We start from the raw sequence: 20306 nt of genomic DNA, 5'->3' as shown, positions 1-20306 counted from the left end.
ACGCGACTGCTGGCTCTACGTAGCGTCGGACCTATAGATGATTACGGGTCGCCTCATGTCCGAACAGCTGAAGCACGGTCAATCTAGACCATCCGGGCCGGTATGAAGAGAGGGTGTGTGTAATTTGTGTTCAAGCTTTGGGACTTGATCCATCGATCGGTGACCACCTACGAATGCTTTGCGCCACCGCGCGTTCCGGTGGCTCGCCCGGCCCTCGGGCGCGGCATCCGTCCAGCAGTGGATCAGGTCCGTCCGGGCATGGTCATCCAGCGCCACTGGGTGAACAGTTCGAGGCTGGCGGTGCCGCCGATGCGGGAGCCGTTTCCGGAGATGCCCATGCCCCCGAAGGGGGCGTTCGCGGCGTCCTTGGCGGTGACGTCGTTGATATGGGCCATGCCGGTGCGCAGTTGCTCGGCGACGGCGGTCGCTCGGGGTACGGAGTGGGAGTGCACGGCGGCCGTCAGGCCGTAGGCGGTGTCATTGGCGAGTTCGATCGCTTCTGCCTCGCTGTGGAAGGGGACGACCGGGGCCACGGGCCCGAAGATTTCCTCCGTGAAGGCCGGCGCGGTGCGTTTCACGCGGTCCAGGACGGTGGGCGGGTAGAAGAGCCCGTCACGTCGGCCGCCGGTGAGCAGCCGTGCCCCGGCGGCCAGACTCTCGTCGACGATGCGCTCGATCCGTGCCGCCTGCCGTTCGCTGATGACGGGACCGATCGTGACGCCCTCCGTGCGGGGGTCGCCGAGGCGCATGGCCTTCGCGTGCCCGACCAGTGCGTCGGTGTAGGCCTCGACCAGGTCGGCGTGGACGAGATGGCGACCGGCGGCGACGCAGGCCTGACCCTGGTAGCCGAATGAGCTGGCGGCTCCGGCCGTGGCGGCAGCCTCGACGTCCGCGTCCTCGAGCACGATGATCGAGTTCTTGCCGCCGAGTTCGAGGGAGACCCGCTTCAGTCCTTCGCCCGCCACGCGGGCCACCGCACGGCCGGCCTCGGTGGAGCCGGTGAAGGAGACCATGGCGATGTGGGGATCGGCCGCGACCGCCTGCCCCGTCTCGACGCCTCCGGGAAGGACGTGCAGCACCCCGTCCGGCAGCCCCGCCTCCTCGAACATCTGTGCTACGAGAAGGCCCCCGGACACGGGCGTGAGCGGGTCGGGCTTGAGCAGTACGGCATTGCCCAGTGCGAGGGCGGGCGCCAGCGCGCGCATCGCGAAGAGCAGAGGAGCGTTCCAGGGGGTGATCACGCCGACGACCCCCAGCGGCACCCGCCACGCCAGACTCCCGCCGCCGGAGATCTGCGGTGTCAGCACCTCACCCTGGGGCAGGGACGCGAGTGCGACGGCGTGCGTCAGCTGGGCGAGGGCGGCGGCGATCTCGTAGTCACCCTTGGCGGGGACGCCGGCCGATTCGCGGACGATCCAGTCGCGGACCGTCGCACTGTGCTCCCGCAGGGCGGCGCAGACGCGCAGCAGGATCTCGATCCGTCGGGAAGGAGTCGCCGCGGCCCAGTCCCCGGCCGCGTGCGCTGCCCTCGCACCGGCCTGCGCGACGTCCGCGGGGCTTGCCACGCCTACTTCGGCAAGCGTTCGCCCCGTGGCCGGTTCGATCACCTGTCGTGTACCGCCCTCGGGGTCGCGCCAGCCCCCGCTGTAGATCTTCCCGGCCCACCCGGCCGGAGCCGGCCACGTCTCATCGCCGATGACAGCCATGGATGCCGCCCTCCGTCCGGGGTCGGTGTTGCCGTCCTGCCGCGAAGACCGATTCACGGGCATCTGTCACTGTTGTTGTCTAGTGTCGTGATAAATGCGGGTGTGGCGCACCTGGGCCCGGATCGATTCCGGCGGACGGCCCCCAGGTGTGCGGGAGGCGAGATGAAGTCATGACCGGAACCGCGTCCGCCGGGGACGAGGGCCGCGGCGCTTCGTCGCGGGAGATCTTCGACGAGGCGTCCACGGCGAGTGTCATCGTGGACGGGCACGGCATCGTCACTGCCTGGAACGAGGGGGCACGACGACTGCTCGGCTACCGGGCCGCCGAGATCACCGGCCGGAGCGTGGCCGCGCTTCTCCCGGACCCGGCTCCCACCGAGCTGCCACGGTCCGTGACGGGCCTGCGCAGATGGAGCGGGACGGTGACGCTGCTGCACCGTGACGGCCGTCCGCTCACGGTCGGTCTGCTGGCTCACCGCCGGGAGAGCGACGGCGGCGGATGGCTCCTGGTGTCACCGGTGAACCGCCCGGCGCCGCTGCCCGAGGACGACGCGTTCGTCCGGCGGAGTTTCACCCAGGCCCCCTGCACCATGGCCCTGTACGACACCGGACTGCGGCTGCGCCGGGCGAACGCGGACATGGAGCGTGTGATGGGCCTGTCCGAGGAGGCGATGCGCGGACTGCGGGTGACGGAGCTCGTCCGCGATCCGGAGAGCGAACGGACCGAAGCGGGTATGAGACGGGTCCTGGAGACCGGTCGGCGGCAGGAGATCGCGGCCGCTCTGCACCTCGTCGGCCAGGAGCGCCAGAGCGTGTGGTCGATGTCCTTCGCCCCCGTGCGGGACGCCGAGGGACGGATGGAGGGGGTTCTGCTCACGGCACACGACGTGACGGAACAGCATGTGGCGCAGCGGCGGTTGGTCCTGGTGAACGACGCCAGCGTGCGCATCGGCAGCACCCTGGACCTGGCGCGTACGGCTCAGGAACTGGCCGACGTCGCCGTCCCGTGGTTCGCGGACTTCGTCACCGTCGATCTCCTGCCGGCGATCGAGGGCGGTGATGATCCCCCGCAGGGGCCGCCGCACGGCCCGGTGATGCTGCGCCGGGTGGCCTGCCAGTCCGTCCTGGACGGCTGTCCCGAAGCCGTGGTGCGGCTCGGGGCGGTTGCCGCGTATCCGGCCGGGTCGACCGCCGCCGAGTGCCTGGCCGCGGGCCGGCCGCTCATCGAGCACGTGACACCCGAAGCCTTGGACGAGGTGGCGCGGCACACCCCGCAGCGCGCCGAACGCATGCGGAGATTCGGATTCCACTCGGTGCTCGCGGTGCCGATGCGGGCCCGTGGGCTCACCCTGGGGGTGGCCACGTTCTCCCGTCACCGGCAGCCCAAGCTCTTCGAACAGGACGATCTGCTGCTGGGGGAGGAGATCACCGCCCGTGCCGCCGTCTGTATCGACAACGCCCGCCGCTACGCCCGGGAGCGTTCCATCTCCCTCACGCTGCAGAGCAGCCTGCTGCCCCAGGGACTCCCCGAGCAGGCAGCCCTGGACGTCGCCTCCCGCTATCTGCCCGCCGGCAGCCGGGCCGGAGTCGGCGGAGACTGGTTCGACGTCATCCCGCTGTCCGGCGCCCGGGTGGCGCTCGTCGTCGGAGACGTCGTCGGCCACGGCATCCAGGCTTCGGCCACCATGGGACGGCTCCGCACCGCCGTACGCACGCTCGCCGACGTCGACCTGCCGCCCGACGAGCTGCTGACCCACCTCGACGACCTGGTCAACCGTCTCGCCGCCGGGGCCGACAGCGCGGCCGTGACCGCCGGTGACATCGGGGCCACCTGTCTGTACGCCGTCTACGATCCCGTCTCCCGGCACTGCACCATCGCCCGCGCGGGCCACCCCGTGCCCGCCCTCGTGACGCCGGGCGGCGGGGTCGAGTTCCTGGACGTCCCGGCGGGCCCTCCGCTGGGCCTGGGCGGCCTGCCCTTCGAGTCGACCGAACTGGAGTTGGCGGAGGGCAGCCTGCTCGTCCTCTACACGAACGGGCTCATCGAGGCCCGCGGTCGCGACATCGACGAGGGCATCGACGCGCTGAGCGAAGTGCTGCGCGGGCCGACCGAGGATCTGGAAGGGACCTGCGACGCCCTGCTGCGGACCATGCTCACGGACCACCCTTCCGACGACGTCGCACTGCTCGTCGCCCGCACCCACGCCCTCGACGCCTCCCACGTGGCCACCTGGCAGGTACCGCCCGACCCCGCCATGGTGGCCGATGCGCGGAAGAACGCCTCCCGCCAACTGTCCGAGTGGGGCCTGGACGAGGCCGCGTTCGTCACCGAACTGGTCGTCACCGAACTGGTCACCAACGCCATCCGGCACGCCCGGCCCCCCATCCAGCTCAGACTGATTCACGACCGCACCCTTGTCTGCGAAGTCTCCGACGGCAGCAGCACCGCCCCCCACTTGCGTCGGGCTCGCACCTTCGACGAGGGAGGCCGCGGGCTGCTCCTGGTCGCCCAGCTCACCCAGGCCTGGGGCACCCGCCAGACCGCCGACGGCAAGATCATCTGGGCCGAGCAGGAACTTCCCCCCGACGGGAGCGGATGAACGTCGGCGGCGGCGCGTGAACCATGGAGGCCGCCGAGGCGCGCGGGGTGGCCGTGATGCGATCAGGCAGGGATGCGTCGGACGTCGCGATTCCCTCGCGGGAGGCCCAGCGCGAAGGCTCCCCGCCCTACTGTCCCGCGGGACGCTCAGTCGAGACAGAACTCGTTGCCTTCGATGTCCTGCATCGCGATGCAGGACTCGTTCTTGTCATCGGCAAGCAGCAGTTGCACGCGTACCGCGCCGAGCGCGACCAGTCGTGCGCATTCGGCCTCCAGCGTGGCCAGGCGTTCCGCACCCACGAGTCCGGTGCCGACCCGTACGTCGAGGTGCACCCGATTCTTGACGACCCTGCCCTCCGGAACGCGCTGGAAGTACAGTCGCGGCCCCACACCTGAGGGATCAACGCAGGCGAACCACGCTCCCTGCTCCTCCGGAGGCAGGGAGCGGTCGAAATCATCCCAAGTCGCGAACCCCTGTGGGGGCGGCGGGACCACGTACCCCAGCACCTCGCACCAAAAGCGAGCGACACGCTCGGGTTCCGCGCAGTCGAAGGTGACCTGGAACTGCTTGATCGATGACATCGGCGCACCATAGCAGGACGGATCCGTTGCTCATTTCCCTTTGGGAATCCGCATGTTGAACGGAGGACGGCCGCCTTCGACGCGACCGCGGGCACCTCCGGGGGCAGGAAGCTCCCGTCCCAGACGAGCCAGCGGGGACAGAGCCATCAGCACCGGGGACGACATCATGCCCGCGGCCGTCGCCAGGAGGCTGGTGCGCAACCCCCACTCCGCTGCGAGAAATCCGCCGAGCAGAGAGCCGAGCGGGGTCAGCCCCATGCCCACAAACGTGATCGTCGCGGCCGCGCGGCCCTGCATCCCGTCCGGAGTGACGGCCTGCCGGACGGCCATGACCGTGACGTTCACCAACTGACCGCCCGCGCCGAACACGAAGTTGACCGCCAGGAGCACGGGAAGCGTCACGGCGGCGGAGCCGTGCAGGGCGGGCACACACAGAAACGCGCCGTCGCCGAGAGCCGCCGCGGACATGAGCACCACGCCATGGCCGAACCGGCTGGGCAGGCGGGCGGCCAGCACAGAGCCCAGGAGCGCGCCGGGCCCCATGGCGGCGATCGCCAGGCCGACGGCGGTGCCCGACAGGTGCAACTCCCTTGGCAGGAAGAGCAGATAGACGGTCATCGTGGCGGCGAAGGAGAACTGGAAGGCGGCCGAGGCGAGGCACACGGTTCGCAACGAGGCCTCGCCGACGACGAAACGGAGGCCCTCATGGATCCGCCGCCCTACAGGAGGGGGACGATCCGAGTGCTCCGGGACCGACTCGATCCGACGGATCCGCCGGATCGACAGGAACGACAGCGCGAAGAACAGCGCACCGGAGGCGGCAGCGATCGGCGCCGACAGCAGTGACACCAGTGCGCCACCGAGGGCGGGACCGCCGATCTGCGCCGCGGACCGGCTGCCCTCGAGCGCGCTGTTGCCCCGCACCAACTGATCAGGCGTCACCAGCCGTACGACAGACACCTGGTAGGCCACGTCGAAGAACACGGACAGGCCGCCGACGACGAAGGCAACCACAAGCAGTCCCGACAGACCGAGCCCATCGAGGAGGCCGGCCATGGCGGCGGCGCCCAGAGCCAGAGTCCGTCCGACATCCGTGAGCACCATCACCGTGCGGGTCCGCCACCTGTCCACCCACGCGCCGACGAAGAGCGAGAGCAACAGGATCGGAACCTGCCCCACCGCGCGCAGGACGCCCAGCTCGCCGGCACCGGCTTCGAGCGTCAGGACGGCGAAGAGCGGCAGAACCACCAGACTTGCGTGTTCGCCGAGTTGGGAGACCGTCTGACCCACCCAGAGCCTGCGGAAGTCGCCGTCCCGCCACAAACCCGACGGAACAGGCCGCCCGGAATCGGACACCGAGGATGAAGAGGAAGAGGAGGAGGACGGCACAGGGGCCCCTTGGACTACCGACGACGAGGTCCGCCACCTGGCGCACGTCAGGCGCACTCACGGTTCAGGCGGGAAAGGCTCGCTGTGCCGCACCATGGGGGGCAGCACGCGATGACAGGCCGATCACGGCCCACAGCGTCAACGCGCGCTCTGACGACCGATCATGTCTTCGCTCCTCGTGGGTCACCCGTCGTATCCGAAGACTAGCCCCTGGCGGCCCGTACTTGGCGCCTGCGGAGCCAACACGCGGTGAGCATCGGACAGAAGGGCACGCCCGGTTCCCCGCAGGCCGCGCGCAACGGTGGTACGGCCGGTCGGTCGGAGGCAGCTCCCACGGCCACGGTGCCACCTGAAGCGCGACGGATCCCCGCTCCTCGACCGCTCACCGCAGCTCCCGCACCGGCCGGGTCAGATCGGCGCCGTGGTGAATCCGGCCTCGGCCGCGGCCTGTTCACTGCCTTCTCGGCCGCCGGATCGTCGCGGAACGAGTGTGAGCGTGGAGGTGAGGGCGACTCGGCAGCGGGGGGGAAAAGACAGCCTCTCGGCTCTTCGCCGGCCACGGACGGCGAAGAGTCTTCTAGGCGAAGGGTCTTCTAGTTGTTCAGGGCCTGCTCGATGGTCGGGTGACAGGGAATGAGGGCGTCGATGCCGACCAGTCGCAGGACGTGCAGCACGGGTTCCTGAGCGGCGGCGATACGCAGCCACCCCTCGGTGGCGCTGACCGCCCGGTGGGCGGCGACGAAGACGTTGATACCGCTGGAGTCCATGAAGGTCACGCCGCTGAGGTCCACCACGATGCGCGACGGCTGCGCCGCGCCGACCCCGATCAGCAGGGCATGATCGAGGACGTTCTTGACGTCGTGGTCGATCTCGCCCTGAACCGTCACGACACGGACGCCGTCCACCATGCGATGCTCGACGGAGAGCCTGCCTGGCCGGCCCGCTTGTTCGATGTCGGTCACCGTCTCCTCGACTGTGCTCGGCCCTGCCCCGATTCACGGCGTGCACGGAGGATTCTGCCCCACCGCCCGGGCCAAATACACTCGGGCGGCCGTGCCGAACAACATGCCTCTGACATGTATGACGGAATCGGGGGTAGCGCGCGTAAAACGGGGAATGAGGGCGAGGCCAGTGGGATCCCATGCCGATGGTGACGGTTGTACGGCGCCGGATGAACATCTGATGCGCGTCGGCCACGCACTGGGCGGAGGCGACGGCTGTATCGCCGACGCCCGGCACCACGCCGCCGCCTTCCTCGATCAAGCCGGCGCCGACCACGACCTGACCGTATCCGCGCGGGTCAAGGACCTGACCCAGCTGGTGGTCAGCGAGCTGGTCACCAACGCCCGCAAATACGCCCCCGGGCCCGTTCTGATGGAACTGCGCATCACCACCCGCGCCGTCGACGTCGTCGTGTGGGACAGCGACCCCGTCGTTCCCGCGGCCCGACCCGCCGATCCCGACAGAATCGGCCAGCACGGCCTGGAGATCGTCAAGGCCGTCACCGAGGGCCTCTTCATCGAGCAGAGGCCGGTCGGCAAACGCATCACGGCCCGCATCACCCTGCTCGACCCCCTGGCAGCGACACCGCCGTCCGCGGTCTGACATAGCGGCCGCTCCGGCCCGGTACCGCGCGATGCGTGCCGAGGCTTCGGCGGACGACCATGGCCCCTGCGGCCTTCGCCGTGCGACGATGAGCGGACACGAGACTGGCCGGCCCCCGGATGCCGACCTCCGGGTCCTGGACATCGCCCCCTTCACGGGCATCCACCTCCCGCCATCGCCGGCCGCCTCCCGTCGGGGCGCCTCGCCTTTGGGCTCACCACCCCCCGAAAGGGGGCTCGCCCAAGATGCACATCACCACGATGATCGTCGGCACCGCCGCCCGGATCGCTCCGCACGGAGCGATCGACTACGACACCCTGCCCGCACTGCGCGCTGCCGCCGCGGCGTTGCCGCCGAACGTGAACGTGGTGACCTGGGATCTCCACGACACCCCCTTCATGGACATCGCCGGCCTCCACCTGCTCACGGACCGGCGCCTGCAGGACGGCCCGCCCCGGCAGACGGCAGTGACCGGCCTGGCGCCCCAGCCCCTGCGGCTGCTGCGTCTGGCCGCAGAGCTGTTCCCCGCCCTGGAGTTCACCCGCCTGCTCTCCGACATGCCCCCGGTCCAGGCCCCTTGACGGCCGACAACCCCCCGGGCAGCCTCCGGGTCTGCTTCCCCGGGCGTCGTCGGCCGGGCGTGGCGGGGCGGTCGGGGTCACTACGCTGAGTCCTTCACACGGGGGAGGGTTCATTGGGGCGGCAGATCCCACTCGGGGAGGACTTCCGGCGGTTGTGGGGTGCCTACGGGGTCAGTGCCGCGGGCAGCGCCGTCGCGATGGGGGCACTACCGCTGGTCGCCCTCCTGGTGCTGCATTCCTCGGCGTTCCAGGTCTCCCTGCTCACCGCTCTGTCCGCCGTGGCCAGTGCGGCGATCGCCCTGCCGCTCGGTGTCCGTATCGAGCACCGGTACAAGCGGCCCGTCATGATCACCGCAGATCTGGCCCGCTGTGCGGTGCTGGTGAGCGTGCCCGTCGCCGCGGCTCTCGGTGTGCTCACCTTCGCTCAGCTGTGTGTCGTGGGCATCCTCCAGACGGCAGCGTCCGTCGCGTTCGACGCGGCGAGCGGCGCACACCTCAAGGCCCTGGTCCTGCCCGAGCACCGTCTCCGGGCCAACAGCCTGTTCGAGACCACCAACTGGATCAGCGTCAGCGCCGGGCCGCCGGTCGGCGGGCTCCTGGTCGGTGTCCTGGGCCCCACCGCCACGATGGCGGTCGACGCCGCGTCCTTCCTCGGATCCGCCGTTGGTGTCCGCCGCATCAGGCGGCCCGAACCCGCGCCACCGACACCCTGCGCCACCGCGCGGCCGGGCCACGACATCGTCGCCGGCTGGCAGTACCTCCTGCGGCATCCGGGACTGCGCCCGCTGTTCTACAACTCTCTGCTCTTCGGCGGCTCCATCATGATGACGTCGCCGCTGATGGCCGTCCTGATGCTGCGTGACCTCGGCCTCGCGCCGTGGCAGTACGGCCTCGCTCTGGGGCTGCCGTGTCTGGGCGGAGTGCTGGGTTCACGCCTGGCCCCGCCGCTGACCCGCCGGTTCGGGCAGCGCCGGACCCTGCTGCTGTCCGGTGTCGCACGGACAGTCTGGACGATCCTGCTGCCGCTGGCGCCCGCCGGTGCCCTCGGAGTGTTCATCATCGTGGCCGTCGACTTCTGCCTGCTCTTCGCCGCCGGCGTCTTCAACCCGTCCTTCACCACCTACCGCATGGAGGCCACACAGGACGCGTTCATGTCCCGCGTCGGCGTCTCCTGGTCGGTCAGCTCGAAGACGTGCCAGGCAGTCTTCATGATCGCCGGCGGCCTCCTCGCCGATGCGGCGGGCGTGCGCGGCACGCTGCTCATCGCCGGTGTGCTGTGTCTGGCGAGCGCGATCCTCCTGCCGTGGCGGAAGGCGCGCACTTCCACCGGAGGCGTTCCAGGACCCGCGGGGGAAGCGGTCCCGGCCCCGTCCCCGTCCCAGGCCGACTCGACCTGACCAAGGCTGCGTGGCGGGTGGGCAGCCTTGGACAGGGGGCTGGAGGTCACCGGCGTAGACCCGGTCACCGAGCCCGGTGATCACGGGCGTCGAGCCGGTCACGGATCCGGGTGGCAGCAGGGCGGACGCTCCGCATTCCTGAGCGGCCGCGAGGTCCGTACCTACGATAGGAAAAGCGCGCGATGGCATCGGTCCTCGCCCCTGATCACCGGGAGGAACGCGGACCATGAGCAGCCAACGCGACCGCTGGGCGGAACTGACAGGCGGACAGGCCGGCGAGGAGTACGCCCTGCGGTTCGCGCGGCTCGCGGAATCGGGCCACGACATCCACGGCGAGGCCACCTTCTGCGACGCGCTGCTGAAACCTGCCGGGCGGGTACTCGACGCCGGCTGTGGCACCGGGCGGATCGCGATCCGACTCGCCACGCTGGGCCACCTCTGCACGGGCGTGGACCTCGACCGCTCCATGCTCGCCGTCGCGCGCCGCACCGCCCCCGACCTGGAATGGCTCCACGGTGACCTGACCCGCCTGGACGCTCTCGGTCTGGAACCCGGCTTCGACCTGGCGCTCGCCGCCGGAAACGTCATCCCCTTGCTGGCCCCCGGTACCGGACCGGCCGTGATCCGGCAGCTGGCCGCCGGACTGCGCGTCGGCGGACTGCTGGTCACCGGCATGGGCCTGGACGCGGAACACCTGCCGCTGCCGGAACCGACAGTGACACTGACGGAGTTCGATCACTGGTGCACGCAGGCCGGACTGACCCTGCGGCAGCGCTTCGCCACCTGGGACGGCGACCCGTACGTCCCGGACGGCGGCTACGCCGTCAGCGTGCACTCCCGCTCCACCGACTGAACGCGAGAGCGCCCTCCGGGGGTCCCGCACAGGGCGTCACGTCGGCCGAAGCGGCGGCAGGCGATGGGAAAGCTCCGGCACGTCACTCTCCCTACCTGTGGCCCAGCTTTGCCGGTGCACATTTCGCCGTAACCCACCCGCACCACTCCGTTAACATGTTCGAACTCGCGACGAACGCCCCCCATGCCCGTCCTTCGCCAGGAAAGCGCGCCATTCGGCGTGCTGAGTAAACGTGGTCAGTCAAAATCGAGCAAATTGGTTAAGTAATTGATATACATAGCATTGCGGGCATTTTCGCGAATAAAAGGTAGAACTGCCCGTTCCGTGGGGCGTCATCCCCGGGCGATCCTGTGGACCGCGGTGGGTGTGGTCGCCCTCGTATTCCTCATGGCGCTGGAAGTCGCGGCGCGTCGCTGCGGCCTGCCGGGGCCGATCAGCAATCAGGTGGGGGAGCTGATATTTCCTCCCAAATCGGGTTTCCTGCTGTACGCCAGCCTGGCGTTGATGATGGTGGTTCTCACCTGGCGGCAACGGTTCATCGCGACCGGTGCCGCGATCGGCATCGACGTCGTCTTCTTCCTGGTCCGGCGGGCGGTCGACGCCAAGGTGCCCGAAGGCCACCCCTTCGGCAACGGCGCGTTGTGGGTGATGCTGGGCTGTGCGGTCATCGCGGTCACGCGCCGCACCGGCCAGGAACGCGCCCTGCTGCTGAAGGGCGTCGGGCTGGGCCTGCTGCTGGTGGCCGGCCGAAAGACCGGCGACATCTGGCTGATCATCACCTCGAAGACCCGCCCCATGGTGCTCGACCAGTACGTGGCGACCGCCGACCACGCGCTGGGCGAACCGTCGTGGCTGGCAGGCCGGATCATCACCGCCACCGGCTCGATCGGCTTCAACTTCCTCGACATCGTCTACGGCCAGCTCGCGGTGGCCGCGGTCGTCGTCGCGCTGTACCAACTGCGCAACGTCGCGGTCGAGCGTCGCTTCCCGGGGCACCATCTGGTGCGCACCTTTTTGGTGATCGGCCTCCTCGGGCCGGCCATCTACATGATCTTCCCGGTCGTCGGACCGGTCTTCGCCTACGGCACCGGCGCCGAGCACTGGGCATCGGTCAGCCTGTGGGCGCACACGCCGCCCAGCGAGCAGTGGGCGGTGGCCGACCTGTGGCCGGTGACTCCGTCGCCGATCGCCGACCCGCGCCACATGCCGTTCGACGAGATCACCCCACGCAACTGCATGCCCAGCCTGCACACGGCGTGGGCCACCACGATCTTCATCCATTCCCGGAAGGGCCCGCGATTCCTGCGATTCGCGGGCACGTTCTGGCTGGTGGCCACACTCGCCGCAACGCTGGGATTCGGCTACCACTACGGAGTGGATCTCATCGCCGGCGTGGTGTTCGCGGTCACGATCGAGGCAGGTCTGCGCTCGCTCGACCGCGGCTGGGACAGATCGGGAATCCAGCTGGTGGCCTACGGTGCCACGGTCTTCGTTGCGCTCCTGGTGTCATACCGCTACCTGCCGCTGCGGATGGCGGAGCATCCGTGGGTGTCCGGACCGCTTCTCCTGCTGGCGATGACCTCGGTGATCTACGGCTACGTACGGACCACCGCGCTGTGGGAACCGAAGACCGCACCGGCCCGGCAACCGGAACCGCAGCCCGAACTCATCTGAATCGTGTTCCGCCTGGCTGCGGCCCGAGCGCAGCTCGGGTGGGCCGCGATGCCGAGGTCCGGCGGAGGCGGCGGCCCAGCTCAGGACGGGCGGCCCGCCCCGGCGGACTCGCGAGCAGGTCGCCGCCCTTCCAGCCGCTCGCCGGCCGGGTGGCGGACGTGGCTCAGAGTTGCCGGTCGCCTTGCGAGGGCGGAGTGCCCAGTGCGTGGTCGACCGCCTGCGGCAGACGCTCGGCCACCTGGTCGCCGAGCCGTTCGAACTCGCGCTGCAGGAGGGGACCGGCCAGTCGAGCCAGGCCGTGGAAGTCGACATGTGCCCGATAGGTCAGCCGGGTGACTCCCGCGTGTTCCTCGAAGCGCATGTCGTCGGTGGAGGTGGCCGTCTTGTTCCGCCCCACGAAGGTGAGGCGGTCCGGCTCCCACCGGACGAGCCGGTACCGCAGCTCCGTGCGACGCCCGCGGAACTCCGACACGTTCCGCCACTCCGCCCCCACGGACACCGTGCCGTCGCCCAGCCGTTCACAGGTGACCGTGCCCGGATCCCACATCTCGGCGTGCGAGAAGTCCGCGAGGTACCGCACGACCTCGCCCAACGCATGGCGGACGGTCAGGACACGCTCGACTTCGACCACGATTGCCTCTCTTCGCTCGCTGAACCGGTGGCGCTGACGGGTCCCGTCATTGTCTGTTTCCGTGGTCGGACGGCCCACGGATGCACGATATGCCCGGGTCGCCGTGTCGGCTTGTCGACCGCACCGCGATCACCCGGGACGCAGCAGACGCTCCAGGGGCCCCTCCCAGCTCATGCGGGCGGATTCCTGCCCCGCAGGCACCGACGCGAAGGTATCCTCCAGCCAGTCACGAAGCTCGTCGGCCGGCACGAAGAGCACCGCCGCGGCGAAGCTGCTCCGCAACAGGATCCGGACGCTGCCCAGGCCATGGCAGGGGCAGGGCGGCCAGACCCGGACGTCGCCCTCACCGGACGGCACGCGCAGACCGGCGTACAGCAGATCTCGCGAGAATGTCCAGGGCACGATCTCGTCGGGTGAGCCGGGGAATTCCATGCGCACGGCGAGCGGATCGGCGGGGTCGTGGACGAAGCAGACTCTCAGCTGAACGGCCTCGTCGGCGCTGAGGAGCACCCGGATGGACAGAGTGCGTCGCAGCACTTCGGGCTCGCGCACGGAGCGGCAAACGTTCGTCGGGTCGGTCGGACGGTGCATGACGCCTCCCGGAATGGGTGAGGCCACCTCTGCCGACTCGCCCGGACCACCGCCGGGCGAGCCTCTCACTCTCCCTTCGGCGCGACCGGGCAGAGCAGATGCGCTGGGTGGAGCACTACGGGTGTTCGCGAAGTTGCAGGAGTCCGGCGACGGAGAAGCACAGGGCACCGGCGAGGGTGCCGCCGTTGGCGATGTCGGCGTTGACCAGGCTGCCCGTGGCGGGGCGGGTGTAGGCGGCGAGCGCCGAGACCATGAACAGGACGGAGCCGAGTTGGTTCACGGCGACGATCCACCAGCCGAGACTCCGCGGGCGCACGCAAGGCCGTCCGTGGCAGATCTCGACGAAGCCCAGATGCCCGGAGACCAGGAAGAGCAGGCAGCCGATCACGTCGGGCGCCCAGATCAGCCGGTTGACCTGGTGGACGTTCAGGCCCTGGAGGAAGGAGTCCAGCAGGTCGACGGCGAAGACGAGTGTGCCCGCGAAGAGGACGAAGGCGCTCAGCCAGTCCACTCGCATCGGCTCGTAGCTCCACCACCGCCAGGGGTGGGTGACCAGCGGACCTTCGCCGCCGACGACATGGCGAGGTGCGTTGATCACCTGGAGCAGTGAGACGTAGCCTCCGGTGTTGAAGAAGAGGCCGCCCGCGAAGTAGATCGAGGCGCACTGCGTGGCATTGCCGGAGCCGAACTGCGCAAAGCCGGCGCCGGTCGCGAAAAGTGCCCCGCCGATGACGAACGCGACCGCCGAGACGGCGTTGAGTCTGCGCAGCCTGGCGATACCCACCGCGTCCGCATGGGCGTGCCGAGCGGTCGCCGCGCCCGGAGGACGGAGGGCGAGCAGTCCGCGCCGCCGCGCGAGCCGTGAATCCCACACCGCGGTGCCGCCGCCGGGAAGGCGCCAGGTGAGCCGGGTGGTGAACGGTCCCGCGCCCTCGGCGCGCTGCTCAGGCTGCCCCACGGGCCGAGCCTAGACCGGGGGCGGGTTCTCGACGCGGGCGCAACGCCGTGACGCCCGGGCTCGCGGCACCCCTGACCGGATTCCGTTCGCCGAGGCAAATCCCGAGAACGGGCCCAGGAAGACCGGAAGGATCGCGTGACCCGCAGGGACCCGTCCCGCCCTGAACCCAGGCGCGCCGTGGGGACGGTCGCAGCATCGAGCCGTTCAGTCGGGGTGTGCCGAACCCGGATCGCGTTCCGCCGCCTCGGCGACGCGTTTGATGTTCGCCAACCGCCGGTCCCAGTCGGCCGCGAGGGAGGCCATCCACCGGGCCGTCGTGTCCAGTGCCGCGGGACGCACCGCGTAGCGCACCTCGCGTCCGACCCGGCCGCCGGAAACCAGCCCGGCGGCGTCCAGGACGGCGAGGTGTTTGACCACTGCCTGCCGCGAGACGGGCAGTCGTTCGGCGAGGGTCGTGGCAGTGGCCTCGCCCTGTGCGGCGAGAAGGTCGAGCAGTTGGCGTCGCGTCGGGTCGGCCAACGCGCCGAGGACGCTGTCGACGGCCTCGGCGGCTCCGGAACGTTCCTCCGTCACGTGGCCGACTGTTCGGCACGTGCCTTGAGCGCGTCGAGCTCCAGAGGCCAGCCCGCGCTGTGGTCCTTGAGGTTCTGACTGCGCAGCTCCTCGGAACCCGCCAGTGCCGCGAACCCGCTCTCGACGACGCGGAGTCGGGTCTGGTCGCCCTCCTGGCTCAACGTGAACTCCACGAGGGTGCTGTTGTCCTCGCGCAGTTCCTCCCCGGGGAAGGCGCTGGTCCAGCGATACGACAGGTAGGTAGGCGGCTCGACCTTCTCCACACGCACCGGGAAGTCGCCGTGCTCGGGGTTCTTCGCCACCATCGACTCGCCCTCCCTGGCCACGGTGCCGGGCAGGCTCGCCTTGTCGGCCACCCAGAAACCGGGCTGGGCCACCAGCGACCAGACCCGCTCCAGGGGTGCTGCGATCAGGGTTTCGCGTTCGATCCGGTCCTCGCTCATGAGGGACTCCTTCGTCGTCACCGTCTAATGCAACTCCAGGGTTGCACATCGACTCCCAAGGTGCAACTGAAGGGTTGCGCCTTGATGTGCCGCCCCACCGCTCCCCGTCTCGCCACCTCGTCGGTGTCGGGAAACGTGGGGGAGGACCGGGCGGCCCCGTGTGTTGGTGGGGCCGCCCGGCAGGTTGGTCCCGACGTCAGGTGTCAGGACCGCGCGCGCGGAGCACGGGCGGGGACTGTTCGAGGAGCTCCGCGTGCGAGCCCACGGCCGGGGCGATCAGGCCGGGTCGTTCTTGCGGTCGTTGCTGTAGTCGGTGACGGCGACGTGAAGTCCCTTGTCGGAGCCGGGGCTTGACGCGTTCTGGTAGTCGGGTCGGCGCGACACCCGGGGGGTGGATCCATGTGCTGGTTCCTCCTTGCGGCGTACGGCGCGGGGAGAAGTCAGTTCTGAACCAGTGGGAGCGCTCCCATTAATGGGGGCGATCCTGTGGGCGGTCAAGGTGTTTGAACGCCCGAAGTGGTTTGCGGGTGTCGTGGAGTTCAACTCCTGACGTGGGACTGGGCATTGAGGCGAGTTGCCGCTATGTTCCTTCCCACCAGTGGGAGCGGTTCCATTCAGTCGACGCGCCTGTCACGGCGCGCCAAGCTGCGAGGAGTCGCTCATGCGACACCCCCCATGTTCAGCAGACGTACCGTCGCCGGCCACGTCGGGCCTTTTCGGCTTGGTGGCCGTGCCCGCAGTGGCGGCCGAGGGAGCGCCTGCGGCCTGCACGGTGGAGTGTTCGGACCCCGGCCGGTCGGACACCGGTCGCCGGAGCTCCGTGGTTGAGGATCGCAACAGCCAGGCGCCACCGGGCATTTGGGAGCTGTACTTCGGCCTGCCGGGCGACCAGGAGGTCACCCGGGGCTGGGACGCCCGGTGCTCAGAGTCCGGCGCCACCGTGACCGCCGCCGACGAGGGTGGGGCGGCGGGCGCGGTTCCGGCTCGAGCATCCGTACCTGATCGCCTACCGCCCGGGCCGGCCACTCACCCCGCATCGACCGTCGCCGACTACGGCGGGACGCCACGTGCGACGGGACGGCCTGGGACATCGACGCGGCGCCGGCTCCCCTGACCGGTCCGCCCCCGACCACTCCTCCGAACGGCGCGCCGACCTCCGCGTACGACGGGACACCCCCCACGTACGGCAACGGACCGCGCGACCACACGCGCGCCGTCAACCCGTAATCCCCACGGAAAACAAAGGAAACCACCACAGATGAGTCGCACTCGAACATCGCTGCTCGCTGCCCTGGCGCTGGTCGCCGGGGCGTCCGGAACCGCCCTCAGCATCCAATCGGCCGGTGCTGCGGTGACGGCCACCCCCTGCACCGTCGACTACAAGGTGCAGAGCCACTGGGACACCGGCTTCACCGCCGCCGTGACCATCACCAACAACGCCGCCGCGAAGTCGAGTTGGTCGGTGAAGTGGGCGTATGCCGGCAACCAGCAGGTGACCAACGGCTGGAGCGCGAAGATCAGCCAGAGCGGCACAGCCGTCACCGCCGCCAACGAGAGCTACAACGGCGCGCTGGCCAACGGCGGTTCCGTGAGCTTCGGCTTCAACGCCTCCTACAGCGGTACCAATGCCATACCCGGCACGTTCACGCTCGACGGCGTCACCTGCAACGTCGACGGCGGCAGCGGTGGCGGCGATGGCGATGGCGATGGCGATGGCGGCGGCGGCGGTGACAACGGCGGCGGCAACGGCAGCCGGGTCGAGAACCCGTACGTCGGCGCCAAGGCGTACGTCAACCCGGAGTGGTCGGCGAAGGCCGCCGCCGAACCGGGGGGCAGCCGCATCGCCAACCAGCCCACCGCCGTCTGGCTCGACCGGATCGCCGCCATCAACGGCGTGAGCGGCGGCATGGGACTGCGCGCCCATCTGGACGAGGCACTGAAGCAGAAGGGCGCCGGCGAGCTCGTCGTCCAGCTGGTCATCTACGACCTGCCCGGCCGCGACTGTGCCGCCCTCGCCTCCAACGGCGAACTCGGCCCGAACGACCTCGACAAGTACAAGTCCCAGTACATCGACCCGATCGCCTCGATCCTCTCCGAGGCGAAGTACGCGGGTCTCCGGATCGCCACCGTCATCGAGCCCGACTCACTGCCCAACCTGGTCACCAACGCCGGCGGCACCAACACCAGCACCGATGCCTGCGTGACCATGAAGGGCAACGGCAACTACGAGAAGGGCGTCAGCTACGCCCTGGACAAGCTCGGCGCCGTCCCGAACGTCTACAACTACATCGACGCCGCCCACCACGGCTGGCTCGGCTGGGACAGCAACCTCGGTCCGGCCGCGCAGGAGTTCGCCAAGGTCGCCACCACCAACGGCGCGAGCGTGGACGACGTGGCCGGCTTCATCGTCAACACCGCCAACTACAGCCCCGTGAAGGAGCCGTACCTCAAGGTCACCGACAGCGTCAACGGGCAGACGGTGCGCCAGTCCAAGTGGCTGGACTGGAACCAGTACGCGGACGAGCAGTCCTACGCCCAGGCGCTGCGTGACAAGCTGGTCGCGGCCGGCTTCAAGTCCGGCATCGGCATGCTGATCGACACCTCCCGCAACGGCTGGGGCGGCGCGGCCCGGCCCGCCGGTCCGGGTACGCAGACCTCCGTGGACGGCTATGTCGACAGCAGCCGCACAGACCGGCGCATCCACGCCGGCAACTGGTGCAACCAGAGCGGCGCCGGAATCGGCGAACGGCCCACCGCGGCCCCGGCGGCCGGAATCGACGCCTATGTGTGGGTGAAGCCCCCGGGGGAGTCGGACGGGTCCAGCTCGGCCGTCTCCAACGACGAGGGCAAGGGCTTCGACCGGATGTGCGACCCCACCTACGGCGGCAACGCCCGTAACGGCAACAACCCCACCGGCGCTCTGTCGAACTCGCCGCTGGCCGGGCACTGGTTCTCCGCCCAGTTCCAGCAGCTGATGCAGAACGCCTTCCCGCCCCTGTCGTAGTCGGATGAGTGGACCCGCCGGGGCCGGTCCTGCCGAAGGATCGGCAGGACCGGCCCCGGCGGGTCGCCCGTTCCACGCGCTTGATCCCCGAGCAGTGTGGCCAGGCCTTGAACGACGAAGTCGAGCGCCAAGCCCACCGGTCGGCTCTGCCCCCTGGCCGGAGCGCGATGCCGGCGTACTACCGGTATCGAGGCCGAGGCCGACCCGAGGCCGACGTGCCAGGGGCTCTCTCTCGCCCCCTCGTAGGTGCTGCCCAACCCACTCGCGCGGAACGGCACCAGCCGCGCCCCCCTCGACCACGCCGTTGGCGGCCGTCCGGCCGCTGACCCGCCCCGCGCCGCCGCCGGCGCCTCCCGGACACCGAGCGGGGCGTACACGGATCCCCGCTCCTTCCGTGGTCCGCCACGCCTCGCGGCGTCCGGTTGCCCGTGGTTCGGCCGTGCCGCCGGGAAGTCTGTGTCCCGGATTGGGTCGGGCCGTAGGATTTGGTGATCTCGTGGGGGAGGTGGTCATGGGCAGGCGACGTCCTGGGGGGCCGACGCTGGAGGAGGTGGCCGTCCGCGCGGGGGTGGGGCGGGGCACGGTGTCTCGCGTCATCAACAACGCGGCCGGAGTGAAGGCGTCGACGCGCCGGGCTGTGCAGCGTGCTGTCGAGGAACTCGGGTACGTGCCCAATCTCGCCGCGCGGTCTCTGGCAGGGCGACGGGCCGATGCCGTGGCGCTGGTCCTGACGGAGCCGGACTGGAGGCAGTTCGCGGAGCCGTTCTTCTCCGAGATCGTCCGCTCGCTGGGGGATGCGCTGGCGGACACCGGGATGCAGTTGCTGCTGACCCTGGTCCGTTCTGATGCGGAGCGGCAGCGTTTCCTGGAGTACGCGCGGGGCGGCCGGGTCGACGGGGCGCTGCTGGTGTCCGTGCATGCCGGGGACCCGCTGCCGGACATGCTCGCCGAGGCGCGGTTGCCGACGGTGATGCTGGGACGCCGTTCGGGCGACGAGCACGTCAGCTACGTCGACGCGGACAACGTCGGCGGTGCCCGCAGCGCTGTCGCCCACCTGCTGAAACGGGGCCGTAGGGAGATCGCCACCATTACCGGGCCGCTCGACATGTACGTCGCCCAGTGCCGATTGCGCGGCTATCGGGAGGCCATGGCCGCGGCGGGCCAGGGGGGCGGGCGGTCCTGGGTCGCCGAGAGCGACTTCACGCAGGAGAGTGGGCGCCGTGCCATGGCCGAACTCCTCGAACGGCATCCGGAGATCGACGGGGTCCTCGCCGCGTCCGACACCACGGCGGTGGGTGCTCTGGAGGCGCTGCGCGCGGCGGGACGGCGTGTGCCGGAGGACGTCGCCGTGATCGGTTTCGACGACTTTCCGCTGGCCGAGCAGACCGAGCCGCGGTTGACCACGGTCCGTCAGCCGCTGGAGGAGATCGGTCGGGCCATGATCCGGTTGCTCCTGGAGGAGATGGACGAGCCCGCCGTCGCCTGGCGCCACGTCATCCTCCGCACGGAACTGGTGGTCCGCGAGTCGTCCTGACCGCCGCCACTCGGTCGTGTCCTGACCGTCCCCGGCCGGTCGTCCTGACCTGACCATCGCGAGCCGGTCGTCCTGCCCACGGCCGGACGGTCGTCCTGACCACGGCCGGTCGATCCGGAAACACCCGTCCAGTGGGACGCCCCCGACCGCGGGAACCTCGGGAGCGCTCCCAACAGGCGCGTGACG

At 70.1% G+C, this 20306-nt stretch carries 17 protein-coding genes; 8 read left to right on the top strand and 9 right to left on the bottom strand.

Annotated elements, in window-relative coordinates:
• Window positions 1–242: 242 nt before the first annotated feature.
• Window positions 243–1706, bottom strand: a complete 1464-nt coding sequence (locus OHU34_RS01990; protein ID WP_405764249.1) for an aldehyde dehydrogenase family protein — start codon at window positions 1704–1706, stop codon at window positions 243–245.
• Between the two features lie 170 nt (window positions 1707–1876).
• Between OHU34_RS01990 and OHU34_RS01985 the strand changes: the two genes are divergently transcribed.
• Window positions 1877–4306 (top strand): SpoIIE family protein phosphatase, encoded by a 2430-nt coding sequence (locus OHU34_RS01985; protein WP_405764248.1) that lies wholly within the window; start codon window positions 1877–1879, stop codon window positions 4304–4306.
• A gap of 146 nt (window positions 4307–4452) precedes the next feature.
• On the opposite strand, the gene OHU34_RS01980 is transcribed toward OHU34_RS01985, so the two are convergent.
• The 3 genes from OHU34_RS01980 to OHU34_RS01970 form a co-directional block, all read right to left on the bottom strand.
• Entirely contained in the window at window positions 4453–4887 is a 435-nt protein-coding gene (locus tag OHU34_RS01980; RefSeq protein ID WP_142270489.1) for a VOC family protein, read from the bottom strand.
• A gap of 30 nt (window positions 4888–4917) precedes the next feature.
• The gene (locus OHU34_RS01975; protein ID WP_405764246.1) at window positions 4918–6276 is read right to left on the bottom strand and encodes an MFS transporter; all 1359 of its coding nucleotides are present in this window, start codon (window positions 6274–6276) and stop codon (window positions 4918–4920) included.
• A gap of 593 nt (window positions 6277–6869) precedes the next feature.
• Window positions 6870–7238 carry an STAS domain-containing protein gene (locus OHU34_RS01970; protein ID WP_230196785.1) on the bottom strand — a complete coding sequence of 123 codons (369 nt, stop codon included), beginning with the start codon at window positions 7236–7238 and terminating at the stop codon, window positions 6870–6872.
• A gap of 220 nt (window positions 7239–7458) precedes the next feature.
• Here OHU34_RS01970 and OHU34_RS01965 point away from each other — a divergent pair, with 220 nt between their 5' ends.
• The 5 genes from OHU34_RS01965 to OHU34_RS01945 all read left to right on the top strand — a co-directional run bounded on the left by OHU34_RS01965 (window position 7459) and on the right by OHU34_RS01945 (window position 12386).
• Window positions 7459–7881, top strand: coding sequence for an ATP-binding protein (locus OHU34_RS01965; RefSeq protein ID WP_230196786.1), 423 nt, complete (start codon window positions 7459–7461; stop codon window positions 7879–7881).
• Window positions 7882–8126: 245 nt separating this feature from the next.
• Window positions 8127–8462 (top strand): hypothetical protein, encoded by a 336-nt coding sequence (locus tag OHU34_RS01960; protein ID WP_405764244.1) that lies wholly within the window; start codon window positions 8127–8129, stop codon window positions 8460–8462.
• Window positions 8463–8575: 113 nt separating this feature from the next.
• The gene (locus tag OHU34_RS01955; RefSeq protein WP_405764243.1) at window positions 8576–9859 is read left to right on the top strand and encodes an MFS transporter; all 1284 of its coding nucleotides are present in this window, start codon (window positions 8576–8578) and stop codon (window positions 9857–9859) included.
• A 226-nt stretch (window positions 9860–10085) separates the two neighbouring features.
• Entirely contained in the window at window positions 10086–10712 is a 627-nt protein-coding gene (locus tag OHU34_RS01950) for a bifunctional 2-polyprenyl-6-hydroxyphenol methylase/3-demethylubiquinol 3-O-methyltransferase UbiG (RefSeq protein ID WP_142270495.1), read from the top strand.
• A gap of 387 nt (window positions 10713–11099) precedes the next feature.
• Window positions 11100–12386: a phosphatase PAP2 family protein gene (locus tag OHU34_RS01945; protein ID WP_405772123.1), complete on the top strand. Its 1287-nt coding sequence runs from the start codon at window positions 11100–11102 to the stop codon at window positions 12384–12386.
• A gap of 163 nt (window positions 12387–12549) precedes the next feature.
• Here OHU34_RS01945 and OHU34_RS01940 read toward each other — a convergent pair whose 3' ends face one another.
• The 5 genes from OHU34_RS01940 to OHU34_RS01920 all read right to left on the bottom strand — a co-directional run bounded on the left by OHU34_RS01940 (window position 12550) and on the right by OHU34_RS01920 (window position 15582).
• A complete protein-coding gene (locus OHU34_RS01940; RefSeq protein ID WP_405764241.1) occupies window positions 12550–13017 on the bottom strand; it encodes an SRPBCC family protein in 468 nt (155 codons plus the stop codon).
• Between the two features lie 129 nt (window positions 13018–13146).
• Window positions 13147–13569, bottom strand: coding sequence for an SsgA family sporulation/cell division regulator (locus tag OHU34_RS01935; protein ID WP_160160080.1), 423 nt, complete (start codon window positions 13567–13569; stop codon window positions 13147–13149).
• A gap of 154 nt (window positions 13570–13723) precedes the next feature.
• The gene (locus OHU34_RS01930; RefSeq protein WP_405764239.1) at window positions 13724–14566 is read right to left on the bottom strand and encodes a hypothetical protein; all 843 of its coding nucleotides are present in this window, start codon (window positions 14564–14566) and stop codon (window positions 13724–13726) included.
• A 204-nt stretch (window positions 14567–14770) separates the two neighbouring features.
• A complete protein-coding gene (locus OHU34_RS01925) occupies window positions 14771–15139 on the bottom strand; it encodes a helix-turn-helix transcriptional regulator (protein ID WP_142270500.1) in 369 nt (122 codons plus the stop codon).
• On the bottom strand, window positions 15136–15582 hold the full coding sequence (locus OHU34_RS01920) for an SRPBCC domain-containing protein (RefSeq protein WP_142270501.1): 447 nt from the start codon (window positions 15580–15582) through the stop codon (window positions 15136–15138). Before OHU34_RS01920 ends, OHU34_RS01925 begins: the two co-directional genes overlap by 4 nt.
• Before the next feature lie 1258 nt (window positions 15583–16840).
• Here OHU34_RS01920 and OHU34_RS01915 point away from each other — a divergent pair.
• Window positions 16841–18586, top strand: a complete 1746-nt coding sequence (locus OHU34_RS01915; protein WP_230196791.1) for a glycoside hydrolase family 6 protein — start codon at window positions 16841–16843, stop codon at window positions 18584–18586.
• 511 nt (window positions 18587–19097) lie between these two features.
• Window positions 19098–20120, top strand: a complete 1023-nt coding sequence (locus OHU34_RS01910) for a LacI family DNA-binding transcriptional regulator (RefSeq protein ID WP_405764237.1) — start codon at window positions 19098–19100, stop codon at window positions 20118–20120.
• Window positions 20121–20306: the final 186 nt, after the last annotated feature.

It is taken from the genome of Streptomyces sp. NBC_00080, from assembly GCF_045041255.1.
Taxonomy (GTDB): Bacteria; Actinomycetota; Actinomycetes; order Streptomycetales; family Streptomycetaceae; genus Streptomyces; species Streptomyces coriariae.
Note: the sequence above shows the minus strand (reverse complement) of the source record. Positions and strands in the feature narration are given on the sequence as shown.

Excerpts from the sequence above, each read along its gene's own strand:
- OHU34_RS01990 (WP_405764249.1), bottom strand. The coding sequence starts at position 1,706 with ATGGCTGTCATCGGCGATGAGACGTGGCCGGCTCCGGCCGGGTGGGCC.
- OHU34_RS01985 (WP_405764248.1), top strand. The coding sequence starts at position 1,877 with ATGACCGGAACCGCGTCCGCCGGGGACGAGGGCCGCGGCGCTTCGTCG.
- OHU34_RS01980 (WP_142270489.1), bottom strand. The coding sequence starts at position 4,887 with ATGTCATCGATCAAGCAGTTCCAGGTCACCTTCGACTGCGCGGAACCC.
- OHU34_RS01965 (WP_230196786.1), top strand. The coding sequence starts at position 7,459 with ATGCGCGTCGGCCACGCACTGGGCGGAGGCGACGGCTGTATCGCCGAC.
- OHU34_RS01960 (WP_405764244.1), top strand. The coding sequence starts at position 8,127 with ATGCACATCACCACGATGATCGTCGGCACCGCCGCCCGGATCGCTCCG.
- OHU34_RS01950 (WP_142270495.1), top strand. The coding sequence starts at position 10,086 with ATGAGCAGCCAACGCGACCGCTGGGCGGAACTGACAGGCGGACAGGCC.
- OHU34_RS01945 (WP_405772123.1), top strand. The coding sequence starts at position 11,100 with ATGGCGCTGGAAGTCGCGGCGCGTCGCTGCGGCCTGCCGGGGCCGATC.
- OHU34_RS01920 (WP_142270501.1), bottom strand. The coding sequence starts at position 15,582 with ATGAGCGAGGACCGGATCGAACGCGAAACCCTGATCGCAGCACCCCTG.
- OHU34_RS01915 (WP_230196791.1), top strand. The coding sequence starts at position 16,841 with ATGAGTCGCACTCGAACATCGCTGCTCGCTGCCCTGGCGCTGGTCGCC.
- OHU34_RS01910 (WP_405764237.1), top strand. The coding sequence starts at position 19,098 with ATGGGCAGGCGACGTCCTGGGGGGCCGACGCTGGAGGAGGTGGCCGTC.